Raw genomic sequence first — 20,202 nt, forward strand, 5'->3', positions numbered from 1 at the left:
CTGTGGACAACTCCGCCGGACCACGAAACCGCGGGTCACGGAAGTTCGGTGTGCTCGGTGGGGTCCTTGGGATCCGTCTGACCGGAGATCTCGCCTCCCCGCGGCCCCGGGATCTTGCCGCTGCTCCCGGTGCGCCCGGCGGGCAGGCACACGCGGTTGCGGCCGGTCTCCTTGGCCCGGTAGAGCGCGAGGTCGGCCGCGGTGAGCAGCTCCACCAGGTCGTTGCCGTGGTCGCCGATGACGGCCGCGCCGATCGAGATGGTGATGGACACCGGCACGTCGTCCACCGCGATCTCCATGCGTCCCACCTGGGAGCGCAGGCGCTCGGCGGCCCGCCAGGCCTCGGCGGTGTCGGAGCCGGGCAGCAGCACCACGAACTCCTCTCCGCCGAACCGGCCGAGCAGGTCGGACTGGCGCAGCTGCTGGGCGATGGTGGTGGCCACGCCGAGCAGCACCTGGTCGCCGAACAGGTGCCCGTGGTTGTCGTTGACCCTCTTGAAGTGGTCGATGTCGATGATCAGCACCGCCGCCCTGCCCCGCGAGGAGCGGGCCCTGGCGATCTCCACCGACGCCTCCTGCTCCCAGGTGGGGGCGTTGAGCAGGCCGGTCTTGGGATCGGTCCGCGCCGCCATCTGGAGCTGCTGGTACATCAGGCTGCGCTGGAGCAGCAGCACGGGGGGGACCGCGATGACCAGCAGGAACAGCGACAGGTGCGCGAGGATGGCGACGGTGACGCCGACACATAACTCGACGGCGTCCACGATGAGGGCCTCGCGGTCCCACATGGGCCGCAGGGTGTGCCCGGGGCCGCTGCTGATCCGCGCGGCCACCGCGACGAGCAGGTTGTTGAGGACGGTGAACCCCGTGCAGCACAGCACGGCGACGAGCACGCCGGGGCCCGTGGTCAGGTACTCGTGCGCGCCGGGGGTGCCGCTGAGCCCGTCGACGAGGCCGCCGCCCCAGATCGAGTGCCAGGTCACCGAGGCCAGGAACCCGGACAGGGCGATGGAGGCGGCGTTGAACACCCGCCGGTGGAGCAGCGCCCGGCGCGTGCGGTACTGGAGCATCAGGAAGACGGGCACCGGGAGGATCAGCGCGTACAGCGGCGGCAGCAGGAGGACCGCCGGAAACCACCAGGCCCCCAGGAAGTCCCGGTTGATCCCGGCCGGCGTGCCGAGGCGGCGGCCCGCCTCCACGCAGAGCACGGCGCCCGTCAGCAGCGCGACCAGGGTGACCAGGTCCATCACCGCGGGGGCGGTCAGCGCCACCGCGCCTCCGAACAGGAACAGCGTCGCGGACACGAGCAGAGCCATGTAGACGATCAGTCCGCGTGGCTGCTGGAGGATCGGCCAGCGCGGACGTTCGTCCTCAGGACGCCCGGCCGGCGCGATCGGCTTCTCAGAGATGCTCACCGTTGCGCCTCCCTCCTCACATCGCTCTCCACCGTCCGACTCCTACACCCGCCTCTGATGGGTCCACCGCCTCCCACGGTTCTCCCTTCGACGGGGTTGTTTCGCCGCGCGTTCCCTTACGGTGCCAGTCGGTTACGACAACGGGGTGTCGGAGCCCGACAGCGGTGCGGCACGTCAGTCCCGCGACACGCTCCACTTTACATTACGTTGGGTAATAACTTAATTGCTGATTGTGTGATCTCCATGGGTAACGGCTTACGGCCGAGGCACCCGGTTTTCACGGGGTTGGGCTCAGCGGTGATCTAGGGCATCCTGCCGTAGGGACCCTCCACGGTAGCCACTGCGTGGCACGGCGTGTCGACCGCCTGACACCCCGAACGCCTGGGCCCCCACGGCACTCACTACAAGGAGCACACATGTACAACGGCACTGTCTGGGTCTAGAACCCGTTACAGCTGAGTGAAGATCACCGGGGACGGGCGGCGCGGTGCCGCCCGTCCCCGGCCTCGGAAACGCGGTGGGGCTCCGGTCGGGGCGTCAGCGCCCCTCCGGACCCCGGGGTCAGTCCGCCGTCCTGGCCACCTCGTAGGCCGCCCGGAACGCCCGGTACCTGGCCAGTTCGGCCTCCAGGGGCTCCACGACGCGCAGCCCGGTGATCTCCCGGACCCGGGCGGAGGCCGTGCGCTCCACGTCCTCGCGGCGCTGGACCGCGGCCACCTCGACGAGGTTGCCGCAGCCCACCCCGGTCAGCCACCCCACCAGCAGGGCCGCGACCACCAGGACGCCGGAGTAGGCGGCGAACACCGGGTCGTCGAACACCACCAGGCCGGTGATGCCGCCGCCCAGCCAGCTCGACAGGGTCACGACGGCCCAGGCCAGGCCCAGGCCCGCGACCGCGAGCAGCGCGTACTGGGCCGCACGGGCGACCTTCCACCACGACGGGCTCCGGTCGGGATCGCCGACCGCCCCGGCCACGGCCTGCCCCAGTTCGGCGGGCAGCTCGGGAACGGCGCCGCGGGCCACGGCGCGCATGCGGCGGCGCCACATCGGGGGCATGCCCTCCGAGACACTGTCGGCGGCCTCGCCCAGCGCGGTCTCCAGCTCGGCCTCGTGCGCGTCCACCGGGCCGCCCACACCGCTGCCGCTGTCGCGGCGCAGGAAGTCCAGCTGGACCGCGGCGAGCGGGTCCTTGCCCAGCCGCAGCGAGCGGCGGGCCACCGGCCAGCCGACCTGGCGTCTGCCGCGCCGGACGTCGTTGGTCTCGGTGACGTCGGCGACCGCCGCCACACCGGCCGCGTTGGCCAGTCCCTCCTGGACGCGGGCGCGCACCTGGGCCGGGACCGCCTCGGGCACCGCGCCCTCGCCCTGGAACTCCCCGAAGGGCTCGACCACCTGGTCCAGGTCGGCGGCCAGCCGGTCCACCAGCGCGCGCCGCTCGCGCACCGTCTCGGCGAGGAACTCGCGCAGGTCGCGGATGCCCTGGCCGGTGAGCGTGGACGTGGTGATCACCCGCGGGTGCACCCCCGACTCCGTCTCCAGCAGGCGGCGCAGGTCGGTGAGCAGTTCCTCCAGCTCGGCGGGCTCGACCTTGTCGACCTGGTTGAGGACGGCGACGGTGACCGCGCCGTGCCCGGCCATCTGGGCCAGGTAGCGGTGGTGCACCGCGGCGTCGGCGTACTTCTGCGGGTCGAGCACCCACACCAGCAGGTCGACCGAGCCGATGAGGCGGTCGGCCTCGGCGGTGTGCATGCTGCGGACGGAGTCGTGGTCGGGCAGGTCGAGCAGGACCAGGCCGGTCAGCTCGGAGTTGCCCGTGTCCAGGACGCTGGTGCGCGAGTGGCGGTAGCGGGTCGGGACGCCCAGCCAGCCCAGGAGGGCGTCGGCCCCCTCGTGGCCCCACACGCAGGCGTGCGCCTTGGAGGTGGTGGGCCGGGTGACGCCGGTCTGCGACAGCTGGAGCCCGCACAGGGCGTTGAACAGCGAGGACTTGCCGCTGCCGGTACCGCCCGCCAGGGCGACCACGGTGTGGTCGCCCGACAGCCGCAGCCGTGCCCCGGCGTGGTCGAGCAGTTGGGTGGACCGGGCGACGAGTTCCTGCGGCAGGTCGTCGCGGCCCAGTTCGGTGAGGGTGGACAGCGCGTCCAGGCGCTCGATCAGCTCGGCCCGGGTGGTGGAGCGGGTGGAGTGCCAGGTGTCGTGGGTGGTGGGACGGTACTCCTCGTCCTCCTCCGCGTCGGCGGCGGTGTCGGCGCCCACGGCGCGGAAGGCCCCGGAGACCGCGGAGGGGCCGGGGACGCGGCGGGGCAGCGGCTCGATCCCCTCCGCGGCGCCGGATCCGGCCGGCGCGGGCTCCTCGGACGCCTCGTGCTCATCCGGTTCCGGGGAGGCCTCCCGCGCACGGGGCGGCGCCTGGTCCTCGCCCCCGTCCTCGGGCTGCTGGCCGACGACCGGAAAGGCGCCGGTGGCGCGCCCGGCGATACGGGTGTCGTCGGCGGCCTCGGCGAGGCTGCCCACCCATCCGGCGAGTCCGTCGGGGTCCTCGTGGTGGTCCTCGGCGGGACGGCGGACCGCCTCGCGCTCCCTGTCGGCGAGGGACCGCGCGTGGCGCCCAGAGCGCCGCTGCGCGGCGGGGGACGGCACCGGGCCCTCCGGCTCCGCGTCCGTACCGCGCGGAGCGCCCTGGTCGCTCTGGACGCCCCGGTGCGGAGCCCCGGCGCCCGAGGGGTCGGGGTAGGCCGCGATGCCGTCGTAGGCGGGATCCTCGGAGCCCGCCTCGGACACGGCGTGGTCGGGGTGCTCGGGCACCGGCATGGTGTACCCGCGCCAGGGCCCGGACGCCGCGTCGCCGCGGGGGCGCCCGTCGTCACCGGCGCCGGACGCGCTCTGTCCGCTCTCGCGGTCCTCGTCCTCGGCGCGGGCGTGCGCACCGGGCTCCCCGTGCGCCTGCGCGGGGTTCCATTGAGTCGTCATCGTGCAATCTCAAGGTTGTACGTGGCCTGGTAGAGCTGGACGGCGGTGTCCTCGGACGGGATCGCGGCAGACGCCAGGGCGCTGTCGAAGGGCACGCGCTCGCGGTCGAGCAGGCCCTGGACGCGCTGGCGCAGGTCGTCCCGTGCCGCTGCGCCAATGCTACGCAGTGACTGGGCGCCGAACAGCCCCTTGAGCAGGCGCTGCGGGGAAGGGCCGGAGGCCTCGGCCGCATGGGCGCCGCCTCCGGAGCGGGACCGCTCGTAACCGAGCAGGTCGATGATCAGGACCAGGGCGACGACGTCGTGGTCGAAGGTGACGAACCGCGCCACGGAGCGCTTGGTGGCGCCGCTGGCGGTGGTCATCTCGGCGACGCCGCGCTGCCACTCGGTGATCTCCTGGCGGATCTGCTGTGAGAGCAGGCCGGTGCCGGGTTGGTTGAGGGCCTTGGAGGCGAGGTCGCCGCCGCCGGGGACCTCGCGCCACCTGCGCTCGACCTCGTCGGAGGCGCGTTCGCAGGTGGAGACCACCAGGGCCTCCAGGCCGTCGCGGATGGCGCGCTCCAGGGCACCGACCCGCTGGCCGCGCTCTGCCTGTTCGGCGCGGCCGCCCAGGCGCGTGCGCCTGCCGCGCGGGCGCAGGCTCCTGGTGAGCTCTCCCCCGGCCGCCACCTCCTGCCAGCGGGCCAGCAGCGATCCGCGCAGCAGGGAGCCGTCGGCCAGGCTGGTGTCGACGCGGTCGCGGGCGGCGGCGTAGGAGTCGTCGACGGCGGCGGTGAGGGTGCGGCCGGTCTCGATCTGCGCCTCCACCTGGCGGGCCAGTTCGGGCACCCGCGTCCGGAAGCTGTCGATGACGCCGATGAAGGTGCGCCGTGAGACGCGGTCGCGCTGCTCGGCCTCGCCCGCGACCTCCGCCAGGTAGTCGCGGATGTGGTCGGCGACGTTGGAGGTGAAGCGCTCGCCCCGGATCTGGTCGGTCTCGGGGATGGCGAACCGCGCGGCCGCGCCCAGGCCGTTGGCCTCCAGCATCGCGCCGAAGTGGTCCAGGAGCTGTCGCCTGCCCCTGCGCGGCACCCGGGAGAGCACGACGGCCAGGGAGGTGTCGCGGTCGCGGGCGACCTGGAGGAACTCCCACACGCGCGCGTCGGCGTAGCGGCTGCTGGTGGTGACGAACACCCACAGGTCGGCGGCGTCGAGGAACTTGGCCGCGAACTCGTGGTGCGCGGCGACGGCGGAGTCGACGTCGGGGGTGTCGAGCAGGGCCACGCCCGGGGGCATGGCCTCGGTGGCGGCGAGCACGAGCATGCCGTCCTTGCCCGGCATGGCCAGGCCCTGCTGGCGCACGCGCGGCAGGGAGGGGATGAAGGAGGCCTCGCTGAACCAGTCGACGTCGGCGGGGTTGCAGGCCAGGACGGGGCTGTTGGTGGTGGGGCGGCGCACGCCCGTGGTGGTGACCTGTTCGCCGACCAGACTGTTGACCAGGGTGGACTTGCCCGCTCCGGTGGATCCGGCGACCGCGATCAGCAGCGGGATGTCGGGGCGGCGGACCCGGGGCAGGACGTAGTCGGAGAGCTGGGCGAGCACGTCCGCCTGGAGGGCGCGGCCCTCCTCGTCACTGGGCAGGCCCTCGGCGAACTCCAGGTCCCGGATGTGCTTGCGCAGTGCTTCCAGGACCTGTTCGAAGTGGTTCTCTTCGGGTTGGGGGGCGCGGTGCTTGGCCGGTCCGGCGGCGAGCGGCACGGTGGGCCCCCGTCGGGCGCCGACGGCCTCGGTGTCCGCCTCGCGCGCGGGTGCGGAGCCCTGGGCGGGCTGTTCGGAGGTGGCGGCCGGTCCGGTTCCGAACCGGTCCGGAGCGCCGGGACCGTTGGTCCCCGGTGCGGCCGACGGCCGGGTCATGATCGGGGTGCCCTCCTCATCGGTGCTGACGGTTCCCGCCGCGGAGCGACGTACGCCGCGGGCGGAGGTCTCACTGGAGATCGCGCCCGGTCGCCAGTCGACGGGTCTCGAACTGGTTTCCCGTGTGCAGTATGTCAAGATCCCGCGCTGTTTTGACCACTTCTCCGATGATCACCACCGCGGGGGGCCGCACTCCGGCCGATCGGGCCGCGGCGGCGATGGTGGCCAGCGTACCGGTGACGGTCCGCTGCCCCGGCAGCGTGGCCTCCTGTACCACCGCCACGGGGGTGTCGGCGGATCTGCCGTGGGAGACGAGGGCCTCGGCGATCGCCTCGATCCGCTCCACCCCCATGAGGACGACGACGGTACCGCCCGCGCGGGCGAGTCCGGCCCAGTCGACCGTGGAGCGCCCGTCCCCGGGGGGCACGTGCGCGGAGACGATGTGCAGGTCCTGGGCCACGCCGCGGTGGGTGGCGGGGATGCCCGCGCTGGCCGGGGCGGCGAGCGCGCTGGTCACACCGGGCACGGCGATGACGGGGATCCCCGCGGCGGCGCAGGCGGCGGCCTCCTCGCCGCCGCGGCCGAAGAGGAAGGAGTCGCCGCCCTTGAGCCGCACCACGAACTTCCCGCGTCCGGCGCGGTCGACCAGGGTCGCGTTGATCTCCTCCTGGGTCATGGACCGGCCGTAGGGGATCTTGGCGGCGTCGACGATCTCGACGTCGGCGGGCAGGCGGTCCAGGAGGGAGGTGGGGGCGAGCCGGTCGACCACCACCACGTCGGCCTGGGAGAGGAGCTGCTGTCCCCGCACCGTGATCAGGCCGGGGTCGCCGGGACCTCCTCCCACGAGCGCGACGCCGCGCAGGCGCTCGCGTCCGCGGCGGGCGTCGAGGGTGCCGTCGGCGAGGCCGTCGACGACGGCGTCGCGCAGTCCGGCCGAGCGGCGGGGGTCTCCGGAGGCGACGACGCCCACGGTGACCCCGGCCGCGCTGCCGCTGGCGGGGGTCCAGGCGGAGGAGGCGTGGCGGTCGTCGGCGCGCACGCACCACACGCGGGCGTTCTCGGCCTCCTCGGCGACGGCGGCGTTGACGCGGGGGTCGTCGGTGGCGGCGTGCACGAGCCAGTGGGCGGGGGCGTCCGGGCCCGCGACGTCGCCGGGGGCGTAGGGCCGCCGGTGCCAGGTGAGGCGTCCGGCCGAGGCGAGGTCCTCCAGGGCCGCCGAGGCCTCGGGGGAGACGAGGGTGACGCGGGCCCCGGCCTCGATGAGCACGGGGACGCGCCGCTGGGCGACCCTGCCCCCTCCGACGACGAGGACGTCGCGTCCCCGCATGCGCAAACCAAGGAGATAGGTCATGTGTCGCGCCCCTTCGGTCGTCCGTGCCGGTCCCCGGCGACGACGGCGGGGTGCTGGCGGAGGAGGACCGCCAGCCGCCGGCGATAGTTCGGCGATTGCTCCAAAAGTACCTTGTCAAAGAGGTATTACGCGGGTGTAAACGGGTCCCGCAACGGGGGTGTGAGCCCGCCCGCACCGGGGGCCGGTGCGGGCGGGGGACGGTGGGGCGCCCCAGGTCAGGGGGCGGTGGAGACGCCCGCGTCGTCGAAGGTGGCGACGTCGTGCAGGACACGCGCCGCGCTCTGGAGCAGCGGCAGTGCCAGCAGCGCTCCGGAGCCCTCGCCCAGGCGCATCTCCAGGTCGACCAGGGGGCGCAGGCCCAGGTGCTCCAGGGCCAGGCTGTGCCCGGGCTCGCTGGAGCGGTGCCCGGCGAAGCAGGCGCTGAGGGCCTCCGGGGAAATCGCGGCGGCGGCCAGGGCGGCCGATCCGGCGATGACCCCGTCCAGCAGCACCGGGACCCGCAGGGCCGCGCCGCCGAGCACGAACCCCGCCAGGGCGGCGTGCTCCAGGCCGCCCAGGGCGGCCAGGGTGCCGATGGGGTCGGCCGGGTCGACGGGGTGCTCGGCCAGGGCACGGCGCACCACGTCGACCTTGTGGGCGTACACGGCGTCGTCCACACCGGTGCCCCGTCCCGTGGCGTGCGCGGGGTCGGCTCCGGTGAAGGCGCACACCAGGGCGGCGGCCGGGGTGGTGTTGGCGATGCCCATGTCGCCGGTGACCAGGCAGCGGTTGCCCGCGGAGACCAGGTCGCGGGCGACCTCGATGCCGCACTCCAGGGCCTGGAGGGTCTGCTCGCGGGTGAGCGCTGGCCCCTGGGTGAGGTCGGCGGTGCCGCGCGCGACCTTGCGGGCCAGCAGGCCGGGGGCACGGGGCAGGTCCGCGGCCACGCCGACGTCCACGACGGTGACCTCGGCGCCGACCTGGGCGGCGAAGGCGTTGACGACGGCGCCGCCCTCCAGGAAGTTGTGCACCATCTGGGCGGTGACCTCCTGGGGCCAGTGGGTCACCCCCTGGGCGTGCACGCCGTGGTCGCCCGCGAACACGGCGACGGCGGCCGGGTCGGGGATCGGCGGCGGGCACTGCCCGGAGATCCCGGCCAGCTGGACCGAGACCTCCTCCAGGAAGCCGAGGGAGCCGGGCGGCTTGGTCATCCGGTCCTGGCGGTCCCTGGCCTCCTCCATCGCGCGGGTGTCCAGCGCTCCGACGGCGGTGATGGTCTCCTCCAGCAGGCTCGTGGGTTCCCGGCCGGGCAGACCGCGGCGGCCGTAGCGGTCGTGGTGCACCGCCCAGGACAGGGGGCGCTCCCTGGCCCAGCCGGAGAGGCTGAGCTCGGACTCGGCGGGGAACTCCTCCACGTAGCCGACGCACAGGTAGGCGGCCACGTCCAGGTGGGCGGGGAGTTCGAGGGCGCGGGCGACGTCGCGCTCGTCGACGAAGGTGAGCCAGCCGACGCCCAGCCCCTCGGCGCGCGCGGCGATCCAGAGGTTCTCCACGGCGAGCGCCGCGGCGTGGTCGGCGCTCAGGGGGCGGGCGTGGCGGCCCCGGGCGTGCCGTCCTCCCCGTGTGGGGTCGACGGTGACGGCGATGTTGAGGGGCGCGTCGAGGACCGCCTCGGCCTTGAGTCCGGCGAAGGCGCGGGCGCGGACGCCCGGCGGTGCGTGGGCGTGGTCCTCGCGCTCGGCCGCGGCGAGGTCGCCCACGCGGGCGCGCAGGCCGGGGTCCTCGATGACCAGGAAGTCCCAGGGCTGGGAGTCGCCGACGCTTGGGGCCTGGTGGGCGGCCTCCAGGACGCGGATGAGCACGTCGTGGGGCACGGGGTCGGGCCGAAAGCCCGTCCGGACGTCGCGGCGTTCGCGGATGGCCCGGTAGACGGCGGCGCGCTCGGCCTCGCCGTAGGCGTGGACGGAGCCGTTGCCGGCCCGCTCGGGAGCCTGGGCGGTGGACGCGGCCGCGGGCTCGGGGGCGGTCTGGACAGGAGGCCCGGCGGGCCCGGGCAGGGGCTCGGATGGTTCGTGTGCGTGCATGCTCTGCTCCGGCTCGGTGGTCGCGGAGTGCTGTTCCGCGCGTCCGTGGTCTGTGGTCGGTGCTCCGGCGTCCCCGGCCCCCGCTTCCTCCGGGTCGGTGGTGGTCCCGGGCGGGCGGACGGTCCGGGCGGGGTGCGTAGCCGGGCGTGCGGGTACCGCCGGACGGGTGGGAGCAGCCGGGCGGGCAGGCCCCGTGGGGGGCGCGGACGTGGCCGGGCGGGCGGAAGCCACAGGGGGTGCGGGCGTGTCCGGGCGGGCGGGTACCTCGGTGTTCGGGGGCGCGGCGGGGTGCGCGGACGCCGCGGTGTGCACGGGTTCGGCGGGGCGCGGGGGCGCCGGCGGTGGGGCGGGGGCGCCCTGGCGGGCGGGCGCCGCTGGACGGACGGGTACGGCCGGACGTGCGGGCGTGACCGGGCGGGCGGGTGCGGCGGCTCGGGCGGTCGTCGTGCCGTGCGCGGGCACCGCCTCCTGTGGGCGCGCCGCCTTCGCGAGCACCGCCGACCTCGCGAGCGCGGCAGCGTCCGCGAGCGCCGTCGAGGGCTCCGGCTCGGCCAGGGGCTCCGGCTCGGCCGGACCGCTGGGCTCCGCCGGATGTTCGGACTCGGCGGAGGGAACGGTCCGCTCCGGGCCCGCCTGGCTCTCGGGGCTCCCGGGAACCGGACTCGGCACGGCTCCCGGGCTGGCCGCATCGCTCCCGGCGGGGCGCTCGCCGCCGCGGAAGGGGATGACGTCGGGCCGGTGCGGCGACCCGGTCGGCGACGGCGCGTCCGCCGCGAGCTCGACCGTCGGCTCGGCCTCCGGTCGCGGGGCCGGGGGGATGTCCAGGGGAAGCGCGCCGTAGGGCGAGACCGGGGCGGAGGGGACCCGTGGCGCGGGGTCGGCCGGCGCGGGGGGCCGGGGCCGCTGCCGGAACGGGTTGGCCGTGCCCGAGGAGCCGCGCGGGGGTTGGGCCCGGGCGCCGCGCCCGCTCTCGGGGAGCCCGTCGAACAGGCCGCCGAGGCGGGGACCGGTTCCCGAGGCGGGTCTGCCGCCCTTCCAGCGGGACGGCTCGGCTCCGCCCTCCTCGCCGCGCCGGGCGTCCTCGCGGTCGTCTCTGGTCATGATCGCTCCACGCAAGAGGTGTTGTGACGGGCCCGTCTCCGCCTCGTCCGGCATAGACCGGTAAGCGTAGTCCGCCGCTTCCGTGCCGCCCGCACGGGTCCCGCGGACCCGGGGCGGCCGGTGCCGACCCGGTCGCCGGAGCTTCCGAGTCATCACCAACTGTGCCAGAGACCGAGCGGGTGCGCGCTGGCTCCGGGAACGGCCAGGCTCGGGAAACACGGCCGAGGCCGGGAACCCTGCGGGCGTGCTCCGGCCCCGGCGACGGGCCCGGTCCAGACGGCGCGGCGGCCGGGAACCCCGGGAACGCGCGCTGGCTCCGGCGGTCGTCCGCGCGCACGGCCCCCGTACGCGGACGCGCCTCACCGGTCGAGCAACTCCCCCAGCGCGTCCGTCAGGACCCGGTGGACGGCGGGTTCGCGGACCGCCACCCGGAACCACTCCGGGCCGAGGCCGGGAAAGGTGTCACCGCGCCGGACGGCGATCCCCCCTTCCCTGAGGCGGGCCCGCAGCCGGTCCGCCTCAGGGTCCGCTACCAGCAGGAACGAGGCCCGGGCTCCCGGGACCACCCGCAGGCCCAGGTTCCGCAGGCCCGCGGCGAGGTCGTCGCGGTGCTCGGTCAGGGACGTCGCCCAGGCGTCGGCCTCGGCGAGGGCCTCCGGCCTGCAGCACGCCTCCACCGCGACCAGGGCGGGCGTGGACACCGACCACAGGGGCTGTGCCTCGGAGAACCTGGCCACCAGGTCGGGTTCGGCGAGCAGGTACCCGGCGCGCAGCCCGGCGAGGGACCAGGTCTTGGTGAGGCTGCGCACCACCACCAGGCCCGGCAGGTCCCCGCGGGAGGCCAGCGACTCCGTTTCGCCGGGAACGCAGTCGGCGAAGGCCTCGTCGACGACCAGCACGCGCCCCGGGCGGGCCAGCCCGGCCAGGACCGGTCCGGGGTGGAGCACGGAGGTCGGGTTGGTCGGGTTGCCCACCACGACCAGGTCGGCGTCCTCGGGGACCAGTGCGGGGTCGAGGGTGAAGTCCGGTTCCAGCAGCACCCGGTCCACGGCGTGCCCGGCGGCGCGCAGGGCGGCCTCGGGCTCGGTGAACTGGGGGTGCACGACGACCGCCCGCCGGGGGTTCAGGACCCGCGCCAGGAGGACGAAGGCCTCGGCCGCCCCGGCGGTGAGCAGGACCTCGCCCGGCTCCCGTCCGTGGCGCCGGGCGACCGCCTTCCGCGCGCGGGAGGGGTCGGGGTAGGCACCCAGGCCGGTCAGCGAGTCGGCGAGGAGCCGCCCCAGCCAGGCGGGCGGCGTCCGGCCCCGCACGTTGACGGCCAGGTCGAGCAGCCCGCCGCCGACCTCGGCGTCACCGTGGTGGCGCAGGTCGTGGCCCGCGTCCATGTACTCCCCCACCCCGTATGTTCCTTTCTTCGCAGGAAAAACATCGCACCATACGGCATCAGCAGCCCTTTCTGATAACAGGGGGTGCCTTCGCCACATATTCGGACGTGCCGTTGGTGGCGCGGCTCACGGCCCTGTGTCAGGGTGTGCGCGTTCCCACCCTCAGGGCCCCCGCCCGATCCGAGAGAACGGACACACGATGCGAAGGCGTACCCTCCTGGCCGGTGCCACCGCCGCTGCAGGACTGACCGCGCTGGGCACCGCGCTCACCTCCGCCCGCCCCGCACTGGCCGACACCGGCGGCGACCGCACGGTCCCCCGCGTGCTGGCGGAGCCCTCCGCCTCACACGGACTGGTCCGCCCCGACCTGCGCTTCGACATGGTGGCCGTCACCGGTGACCCCGGAGAGGCCGACGCGGCGGTCCGCTTCGAGACCGCCGACGGCCTGGGCTCGTGGAACCCGGTGCACCTGCACACCGGGGGCCGCGACGGCCGGGACCCGGTCGCCGCCGCGCTGGTGCGCGCGCCCGAGGGCGCCACCGGTTACGAGGTGCGTTCGAGAGGGGGGACCGCGGCCGTGAACCTGCGCGACGGAGAGGGTCTGCGCTTCGGCGGCCCCGCACAGGCGTCGCTGTCCGCGGAGGCCTCCGGTACGCTGCGCGGCCGGACCAGCGTCCCGTTCCGCACCCGCGCGGGCTGGGGCGCCGACGAGTCCTGGCGTTTCGACGACCAGGGCGACAACCTGTGGGAGGCGGAGTTCCACCCCGTGCAGGCGCTGACCGTGCACCACACCGCGATGCCGACCGGGGACGACCACGCGGCGGACGTGCGGGCGGTGTACTACCTGCACGCGGTGCAGCAGCTGTGGGGGGACATCGGCTACCACGTGCTCATCGACCCCGACGGGGTGGTCTACGAGGGCCGCCACTCGGGCGAGGACGGCGTGCCGGTCTTCTCCGGGATCCCGCGGCCGGGGCGGGCCGAGTCGGTGACCGCGGGGCACGCCTACGGGTTCAACCAGGGCAACGTGGGCGTGTGCCTGCTCGGGGACTTCACCGACGAGCTGCCCACGCGGGCGGCGCAGGACTCCCTGGTCGACGTGCTGCGCGTGCTGTGCGCGGTGACCGGCGTGGACCCGGCCGGGCAGATCGAGTACGTCAACCCGGGCACGGGCGTGGTCACGCCGGGCGACGCGATCTCCCGGCACCGCGACTGGCTGGAGACCGAGTGCCCGGGCAACGCCTTCTCCGAGGTGTTCGACAGCGCGGTCCGCCAGCGCGTCATCGCGGGCCTGGCCTAGGCGGACGGGGGGTGCCCGCCGGAGCCGTGGTCCGCACGCGGTCCACGGCCGCCCCGACGGGTACTCCCTGGTCGGGGCGGTACGGCCCGCCCCTCGGGGCTCGTGGAGAAACCCGGGTGCCGCACTCGGACTCTGCGCGTATCGTGAGCGCACTCCGACCCGAGGGGAGAGGCGTGACCATCGCACAAGACAGACCGATACTGCCGTCAGTGATCCTGGAGACCGAGCGCCTGCGGCTGCGCCCGTTCGTCGAGGGCGACGTCGACGACGTACACGCGTCCTGCACCGACGCCGAGCTCCAACGCTGGCTCCCCCTCCCCCTTCCCGGGGTGCCCTACACCCGGGAGGAGGCCGAGCGGTGGTGCTGTGAGGTGGCCCCCGCCCTGCGTACCTGCGGTGAGGGACAGCAGTGGGCCATGGTCGAGCGGGAGTCCAAGCGGCTCGTGGGCTCGGTGGGCCTGGTGCGTGTCGTGTGGGCGTCGATGAACACCGAGGTCGGGTACTGGGTCTCGCCGTGGGGCCGCGGCCGCGGATACGCGACGGAGGCCGCCGTGGCCGTCTCCCGCTGGGCGCTGGACCAGGGCTTCCAGCGGGTGGAGATCAAGGCCGCCACCGGCAACACCGGGTCGCGCCGGGTCGCGGAGCGGTCGGGGTTCAGCCTGGAGGGCGTCGAACGCAGCGCGATGCCGCTGCACGAGGGCCGCGCCGACCTGGCGGTGTACAGCCTGCTCCCCGGCGACCTGGGCTGACCGGCGCACCCCGTCCGCACCGTGCTCCCCAGCCGCACCGGTCGTACCGGGCACGCGGCCGGGGCCGCACGCCCCCCGGCCCGCGGTCGCGGAGCGTACGGGGCACGCGGACGGGGCCGCGTCGCGGTCGCGGAGCGTACGGGGCCGCAGCGGACGTGCCCGGCGGCTGCCCCACGAACGGACACCGCCCGAGCGGGTACCGCGTGCGCGGCGCCACCGGGGATCGGCGCGGAGGAGGGCGGGCGCGGGGCGGGCGGCGTCAGCCGGGGCCCGGTGGGGGCACGGCGAGCCGGCCCGGGGGCCGCCCCCGAGCGCGCCCTACCCCCACACGCGGGAGAGCAGCCACCTTCCGGTGGCCGTGTCGTGGCGCAGTTCGTACACCCCCTGGGACTGGGCCGTGCCCGCCTCCACCCGCCAGTGCCTGCGCTCGGGCGCCTGGGACTCACGCGCCGGTGTCCAGTCCATGCGCAGCGTGACCCAGTGTTCGAGGATCCTGCGCACTCCGTACACCCTGCCGTTCCACACGAACCGGGCCGGGCGCCCCTCGTCCTCGACGACGGTCACCTCCGCCCCGTAGTACCGTCCCACGACACTTCCCCTCAGCATCATCCGCCTCCTGTCAGTCCCGGCACACGCCACCGGGACACCCATCCGTGGGGAAGACGCGGCCAGGTGTTCGAACGTGTGTTCTAATCCTAGCGAAAACCGGTGCCTCCGGGGAACCGTTTCGGCGCGAGGGGCATCCCCACGACTGACACGGCGCGTCCGCGCGCCGCTTTCGAACACCCCGCCCCCGGATCCGGGCCCCGCGTCCGTGGAAGCCGAGGGGGCTGTCAGTCCAGAACGCACCAGCGTGACGGCATCGGTACGCTGTGAGCGCGAACTCCACGATTCATATGAGGACCCCCAACTGTGACGTCGAACGGGCACCAGAGCGGCAAACCCCTGCGCGCGGGGGACCCGCGCGAACTCGACGGTTACCGCATCGTGAGCCGTCTCGGCCGGGGCGGTATGGGCACCGTCTACCTCGCCAGGGACGCCTCCGACCGACCCGTCGCAGTCAAACTCATCCACCCCGACCTGGCTGACGACGAGTCCTTCCGGCTGCGCTTCGCCCGCGAGGTCGAGTCCGCGCGCCGTGTGGCCCGCTTCTCCACCGCGGGGGTGATCGACGCCCGCCTGGAGGGCGATCCCCTCTTCATCGTCTCCGAGTACGTGCCGGGCCCGAACCTGGACGAGGCGGTCCGCGCGGACGGCTCGATGACGGGCGGCACCCTGGAGGGCCTGGCCATGGGCGTGGCCGCGGCGCTCACCGCCATCCACGGCTCCGGCGTGGTCCACCGCGACCTCAAACCCGCGAACGTACTGCTCTCCCCGGTCGGCCCGAAGGTCATCGACTTCGGCATAGCCCGCGCCCTGGACGAGGCGGCGGACGCGGTCACCCGCTCCAGCCAGCTCATGGGCACCCCCTCGTACATGGCCCCGGAGCTGATCCTGGGCGAGCGGGCCACCGCGGCCGCCGACATCTTCGCGTGGGGCTGCCTGGTGGCCTTCGCCGGTACCGGCACCGCCCCCTTCGACGCCGCCACGGTGCCCGCCGTCCTGCACAACATCTCCTCGGCACCGCCGCGCCTGGACGGCCTGGACCCGGATTTGTACGACCTGGTCAACGCGGCGCTGGACAAGAACCCGGCCAACCGGCCCACCTCCAAGCAGCTCCTGGCCAGGCTGACCGGCCAGGAGGACCCGCAGGAGGCCGAGGTGGAGCGCACGATCAGCACCTCGTGGGCCCCGCCGAGCAGTTCCCCGGTCCCGGGGCAGCCGCCCCAGGACACCGGGGTGCGGGAGAGCGGGCCCGCGGCGCACCAGACGCCGAGCGGACCGCAGCAGGTGGACGCGCGGCACCCGGACAGCGGACCGCAGCAGGGCGCCGCGCTCCCGGACGGCGGCCAGCCCCTCCACACGCAGGCCGCGCGGCACAACCCGTACGTGCCGCCCGCCCACGTCCAGCACCCGGTACAGCCGCCCCACGTGGTCCAGCAGCCCGGCGTGGAGCAGCACCACGGCAACCCGGGGCCGCAGCCCCCGGGACCCCAGCCGGGCACGGGGCACGGCGGGTACCCGCCCCAGGGCCAGCCTCCGATCCATGGCCAGCAGGTTCCCGGCCACTACGCCAACTCCGGCGGTCAGGCCCCCTGGACGCACCAGGCGCACGGCGGTTACGCGTCCTCGCCCCAGGGCCGGCCCGCCTTCAACGCCTACTCCGGTCCCGGCGGTCCGGGAAACCCCGGCGGACCCGGCGGTCCGGACCCAGCGGGCCGACCCGCCGGGCCGTCCGGCGGCTCCCCGCGCAGACGCAGGCGTCTGGTGGTGATCGGCGCGGCCGCGGGCGCGGTCGTCCTGGTGGCCGCCGTGGGCGCGACGGTCCTGCTCAACGGCGGCCCGGAGATCCCGGAGAACACCGTCTCCGTCTACAACACCGATTTCACCACCGATCCCGGCTGGGTCAGCAGGACCTACGAGCACGAGGAGTCCGACGGCTACTGGGCCGAGCGCAGGGGCGCCCTGCTCCAGCTCGACCCCGAGGACAGCCCCAGCCGGGGCGAGGTCGTGTCGCTGGACCGCGAGGAGGTCCTGCCGGACGACGTCCTGGTGAGTACCACCGCGTACGTGGTCCAGGGCCCGGAACAGGCGACGTTCGGCGTGCGCTGCTGGGACAACGACGGCGAGGAGTACCGGAGCCAGTACGAAGGACTGCTGCGCTACGACGGCCAGCGCGCGGAGATCCGCCGGATGCACGAGGCCGAGGGCGACATCACCCTCGGCGAGACCACCGACGTCGCCGGATACACCCCCCAACCCCTCTTCGACGAGTCGGTGCGCGAGGAGTACGGCTACGAGGAGCGCGACCCCCTCGGGTTCGACCACGAGAACATCCCCACCAACACCGTCACCCTCTCCTGCTCCCTGCAGGAGGACGGGGACGGCAACGAGGTCATGGAGCTCTCCCTGTGGGTCAACGGCGAGCACGCCGTGACCGCGGTGGACGAGGAGCCCCTCCCCGACGACGCCGAGGCCGTGGAGGACCGCCGCAGGGTCGGCATCGTCACCCGCTCCGGACCGGGCAACGACTTCCTGGGCGTGCTGTACACCGCGTTCTCGGTCCACGAGATCCTCGAGGAGGACCAGTCGGCCAGCCCGCCGTGGCCGGTCCCGGCTCCGAGCTGACATGATGCCGGGAGCCGACCCGGAAGGAGCAGTGGACCCATGCGTGCCATCGTGATCGAGGAGAACGGCGGGCCCGAGGTGCTGCGGCTGGCCGAGAGGGACGACCCGGCGCCCGGTCCCGGGGAGGTCCTGATCGACGTCGAGGCCCGCGGGGTCAACTTCATCGACATCTACCAGCGCAGCGGCCTGTACGACGTCCCGCTCCCCTATGTCCCGGGGATGGAGGGCGCGGGCGTGGTGGCCGCCGTTGGCGAGGGCGTCACCGACCTGTCCGTGGGGCAGCGGGTCGGCTGGGCGATGGCCCCCGGCGCGTACGCCGAACGGGCCGTGGTCAAGGCCTCGCTGGTCGTCCCCGTCCCCGACGCGGTCTCCGCCGAGCAGGCCGCCGCCCTGCTGCTCCAGGGCATGACCGCCCACTACCTGGTCCGCTCGGTGTACCCGGTGGCCGAGGGCGACACCGTGCTGGTGCACGCGGCCGCGGGCGGCACCGGCCTGCTGGTCACCCAGCTGGCCAAGGAGCGCGGCGCGCGCGTCATCGGCACCGTGTCCACCGAGGAGAAGGAGCGCATCGCCCGTGGGGCGGGCGCGGACGAGGTGGTGCGCTACACCGAGACCCCCGTGGCCGAGGCGGTGCGCGACCTCACCGGCGGCGAGGGGGTGGCCGCGGTCTACGACGGCGTCGGCCGGGACACCTTCGACGCCAGCCTGGCGTCGCTGCGCCCGCGCGGCGTGCTGGCGCTGTTCGGGCAGTCCTCGGGAGAGGTGGCCCCGGTGGACCCGCAGCGGCTCAACTCCGCCGGTTCGGTGTACCTGACCAGGCCCTCGCTGGCCTACTTCGTGGCCGACCGCGAGGAGCTGCTGGGCCGGGCCGGCGACCTGTTCGCGCTGGTGGGCGAGGGCCGTCTGGACGTGCGGATCGGCGGGCGCTACCCGCTGTCCGACGCGGGACGGGCCCAGAGCGACCTGGCCTCGCGCCGGACCACCGGCAAGCTCCTGCTGGTCTGAGCCGGACGGCCGCGCGCCGAGCACACGGCGGGCGGGGGAAGGTGTCACCTCTCCCCCGCCCTCACGGACGGACCGGTCATCCGGTCCTTCGCACGCAACCGTGCGCGCCCTGCCCCCGGCCCGCGCGGACGGACCCTAGTCAGTCCTCTTCGCGGGGCCCGGGCGGCCGGGAGCCGCCGAGGGCCGACCCGGCCCGCCGGACGTCGTCGCGGGCGTCGGCCACCGCGCGTTCGGCGGCCTCGGCCGCGTCCACGGCCGCCTGCGCCGAGGAGGACCGGGTGGGATCGGGCGCCGTGAGCTGCGCGGGTCCCCGGGGTTCGGCCTGCTCGTCCTCCTTCTCCGTGGAGGGAACCGTCGGGGCGTTGCCCGCGAAGGCGTGGCTGACGTTCTTGACCGCCTCGGTGAGTTCGCCGGGGATCACCCAGAAGGTGTTGCCGTCGCCCTCGGCCAGGGACGGCAGGGTCTCCAGGTACTTGTAGGCGAGCACCTTGGCGTCGGCGTTGTTGGCGTGCACCGCCTGGAACACGCGCTCGATCGCCTTGGCCTCGCCGTCGGCCCGCAGGATGGCCGCCTGCTGGTCGCCCTGGGCCTCCAGGATGGCCTGCTGGCGGGCGCCCTCCGCCTTGAGGATGCGTGACTGGCGCTCGCCCTCGGCGTGGAGGATGGCCGCGCGCTTGTCGCGGTCGGCCCGCATCTGCTTCTCCATCGCCTCCTTGATGGTGGGCGGCGGGTCGATGGCCTTGATCTCCACGCGGTTGACGCGGATGCCCCACTTGCCGGTGGTCTCGTCCAGGACCCCGCGCAGGCGGGTGTTGATCTCCTCGCGGGAGGTGAGGGTCTTCTCCAGGTCCATGGAGCCGATGACGTTGCGCAGCGTGGTGACGGTGAGCTGGTCGATGGCCTGGATGTAGTTGGCGACCTCGTAGGCCGCGGCCCTGGGATCGGTGACCTGGTAGTACAGCACGGTGTCGATGTTGACGACCAGGTTGTCCTCGGTGATCACGGGCTGCGGGCGCGAGGTGAACACCTGCTCGCGCAGGTCGAACTTGGAGTTGACGCGGTCCACGCCCGGGATGAGGAAGTTCAGACCCGGGTTCAGGGTGCGGATGTAGCGGCCGAAGCGCTCGATGTTGTACGCCCTGGCCTGTGGGACGATGCGGATCGCCGACAGGGCGACGGCCACGACGACGACCGCGAGGATGATGAGGGCGATGGTGGGTTCCATGTGCTGGCACCTGGCCTAGGTCGGGGACGTGGCTGTGTCGGGTTTCAGGGCAGTGCTTCGCGCGGGTAGACCACGGCTGTGGCCCCGTCGATCTCCATGACGTCGACGCGTGTGCCCACCGGGATGACGAGGTCCTCGTCGATGCAGCGCGCGGACCACTCCTCCCCGGAGAGCTTGATCCTGCCCCGGTCGGCGCCGACCTCCTGGAGGACGACCGCGGAGCGTCCGACGAGCGCCTGGGCGCCCGACCTGACGACGGGGCCGCCCCTGAGCTGGCGCCGCATGATCGGCCGCACGAGGTAGATCCCGGCCGCCGCGGTGGCGGTGAACCCGATGATCTGCGCGGCCACCGGAAGGCCGATGGCGCCGAGGAGGGCGGCGACCAGCGCCGCGACCGCCAGGAGGCCCAGTACGAACGTGAGGGTGAAGACCTCGACGACCCCCAGGCCCACGGCGAGGATGAGCCAGATCAACCAGGCGTCCATGTTCCTGCGGCCCTCCCGCTCATGTTCGGGTATTCC

The 20,202-nt window shown here is 74.5% G+C and carries 13 protein-coding genes; 4 read left to right on the forward strand and 9 right to left on the reverse strand.

Annotated features, from left to right (window positions below):
- Window positions 1-35 precede the first annotated feature (35 nt).
- The 6 genes from UIS43_RS10805 to cobC all read right to left on the reverse strand — a co-directional run bounded on the left by UIS43_RS10805 (window position 36) and on the right by cobC (window position 12,174).
- A complete protein-coding gene (locus tag UIS43_RS10805; RefSeq protein WP_370013067.1) occupies window positions 36-1,412 on the reverse strand; it encodes a GGDEF domain-containing protein in 1,377 nt (458 codons plus the stop codon).
- Between the two features lie 561 nt (window positions 1,413-1,973).
- Window positions 1,974-4,382 (reverse strand): GTPase, encoded by a 2,409-nt coding sequence (locus UIS43_RS10810; RefSeq protein WP_370013068.1) that lies wholly within the window; start codon window positions 4,380-4,382, stop codon window positions 1,974-1,976.
- On the reverse strand, window positions 4,379-6,274 hold the full coding sequence (locus UIS43_RS10815) for a dynamin family protein (protein WP_013154442.1): 1,896 nt from the start codon (window positions 6,272-6,274) through the stop codon (window positions 4,379-4,381). The genes UIS43_RS10810 and UIS43_RS10815 overlap by 4 nt, the downstream gene beginning before the upstream one ends.
- A gap of 70 nt (window positions 6,275-6,344) precedes the next feature.
- The gene (cobA, locus tag UIS43_RS10820; protein WP_013154443.1) at window positions 6,345-7,625 is read right to left on the reverse strand and encodes a uroporphyrinogen-III C-methyltransferase; all 1,281 of its coding nucleotides are present in this window, start codon (window positions 7,623-7,625) and stop codon (window positions 6,345-6,347) included.
- A 215-nt stretch (window positions 7,626-7,840) separates the two neighbouring features.
- On the reverse strand, window positions 7,841-9,688 hold the full coding sequence (gene cobT, locus UIS43_RS10825; protein ID WP_358410941.1) for a nicotinate-nucleotide--dimethylbenzimidazole phosphoribosyltransferase: 1,848 nt from the start codon (window positions 9,686-9,688) through the stop codon (window positions 7,841-7,843).
- 1,460 nt (window positions 9,689-11,148) lie between these two features.
- Window positions 11,149-12,174 (reverse strand): Rv2231c family pyridoxal phosphate-dependent protein CobC, encoded by a 1,026-nt coding sequence (gene cobC / locus UIS43_RS10830; protein WP_041553206.1) that lies wholly within the window; start codon window positions 12,172-12,174, stop codon window positions 11,149-11,151.
- 199 nt (window positions 12,175-12,373) lie between these two features.
- Between cobC and UIS43_RS10835 the strand changes: the two genes are divergently transcribed.
- Together UIS43_RS10835 and UIS43_RS10840 are read left to right on the forward strand one after the other, a co-directional pair.
- A complete protein-coding gene (locus UIS43_RS10835; protein ID WP_370013069.1) occupies window positions 12,374-13,474 on the forward strand; it encodes a peptidoglycan recognition family protein in 1,101 nt (366 codons plus the stop codon).
- A 173-nt stretch (window positions 13,475-13,647) separates the two neighbouring features.
- Window positions 13,648-14,223 (forward strand): GNAT family N-acetyltransferase, encoded by a 576-nt coding sequence (locus UIS43_RS10840; protein WP_013154447.1) that lies wholly within the window; start codon window positions 13,648-13,650, stop codon window positions 14,221-14,223.
- 318 nt (window positions 14,224-14,541) lie between these two features.
- Here UIS43_RS10840 and UIS43_RS10845 read toward each other — a convergent pair whose 3' ends face one another.
- The gene (locus UIS43_RS10845) at window positions 14,542-14,832 is read right to left on the reverse strand and encodes a DUF6504 family protein (RefSeq protein WP_013154448.1); all 291 of its coding nucleotides are present in this window, start codon (window positions 14,830-14,832) and stop codon (window positions 14,542-14,544) included.
- Between the two features lie 303 nt (window positions 14,833-15,135).
- On the opposite strand from UIS43_RS10845, the gene UIS43_RS10850 reads away from it, so the two are divergent.
- Together UIS43_RS10850 and UIS43_RS10855 are read left to right on the forward strand one after the other, a co-directional pair.
- The gene (locus tag UIS43_RS10850) at window positions 15,136-17,451 is read left to right on the forward strand and encodes a protein kinase (RefSeq protein ID WP_370013070.1); all 2,316 of its coding nucleotides are present in this window, start codon (window positions 15,136-15,138) and stop codon (window positions 17,449-17,451) included.
- Between the two features lie 39 nt (window positions 17,452-17,490).
- On the forward strand, window positions 17,491-18,456 hold the full coding sequence (locus tag UIS43_RS10855) for a quinone oxidoreductase (RefSeq protein WP_370013071.1): 966 nt from the start codon (window positions 17,491-17,493) through the stop codon (window positions 18,454-18,456).
- A gap of 139 nt (window positions 18,457-18,595) precedes the next feature.
- Here UIS43_RS10855 and UIS43_RS10860 read toward each other — a convergent pair whose 3' ends face one another.
- Window positions 18,596-19,681 carry an SPFH domain-containing protein gene (locus UIS43_RS10860; RefSeq protein ID WP_013154451.1) on the reverse strand — a complete coding sequence of 362 codons (1,086 nt, stop codon included), beginning with the start codon at window positions 19,679-19,681 and terminating at the stop codon, window positions 18,596-18,598.
- Between the two features lie 44 nt (window positions 19,682-19,725).
- Window positions 19,726-20,166, reverse strand: coding sequence for an NfeD family protein (locus UIS43_RS10865; protein ID WP_013154452.1), 441 nt, complete (start codon window positions 20,164-20,166; stop codon window positions 19,726-19,728).
- Between the last annotated feature and the right edge of the window lie 36 nt (window positions 20,167-20,202).

It is taken from the genome of Nocardiopsis sp. LDBS0036, assembly GCF_041228755.1.
Lineage (GTDB): Bacteria > Actinomycetota > Actinomycetes > Streptosporangiales > Streptosporangiaceae > Nocardiopsis > Nocardiopsis dassonvillei.

What these genes read in the sequence shown, in the direction of transcription:
- UIS43_RS10845 (WP_013154448.1), bottom strand. Translation starts at nt 14,832, where the DNA reads ATGATGCTGAGGGGAAGTGTCGTGGGACGGTACTACGGGGCGGAGGTG.
- UIS43_RS10810 (WP_370013068.1), bottom strand. Translation starts at nt 4,382, where the DNA reads ATGACGACTCAATGGAACCCCGCGCAGGCGCACGGGGAGCCCGGTGCG.
- cobT (WP_358410941.1), bottom strand. Translation starts at nt 9,688, where the DNA reads ATGCACGCACACGAACCATCCGAGCCCCTGCCCGGGCCCGCCGGGCCT.
- cobA (WP_013154443.1), bottom strand. Translation starts at nt 7,625, where the DNA reads ATGACCTATCTCCTTGGTTTGCGCATGCGGGGACGCGACGTCCTCGTC.
- UIS43_RS10855 (WP_370013071.1), top strand. Translation starts at nt 17,491, where the DNA reads ATGCGTGCCATCGTGATCGAGGAGAACGGCGGGCCCGAGGTGCTGCGG.
- UIS43_RS10815 (WP_013154442.1), bottom strand. Translation starts at nt 6,274, where the DNA reads ATGACCCGGCCGTCGGCCGCACCGGGGACCAACGGTCCCGGCGCTCCG.
- cobC (WP_041553206.1), bottom strand. Translation starts at nt 12,174, where the DNA reads ATGGACGCGGGCCACGACCTGCGCCACCACGGTGACGCCGAGGTCGGC.
- UIS43_RS10865 (WP_013154452.1), bottom strand. Translation starts at nt 20,166, where the DNA reads ATGGACGCCTGGTTGATCTGGCTCATCCTCGCCGTGGGCCTGGGGGTC.
- UIS43_RS10835 (WP_370013069.1), top strand. Translation starts at nt 12,374, where the DNA reads ATGCGAAGGCGTACCCTCCTGGCCGGTGCCACCGCCGCTGCAGGACTG.
- UIS43_RS10860 (WP_013154451.1), bottom strand. Translation starts at nt 19,681, where the DNA reads ATGGAACCCACCATCGCCCTCATCATCCTCGCGGTCGTCGTCGTGGCC.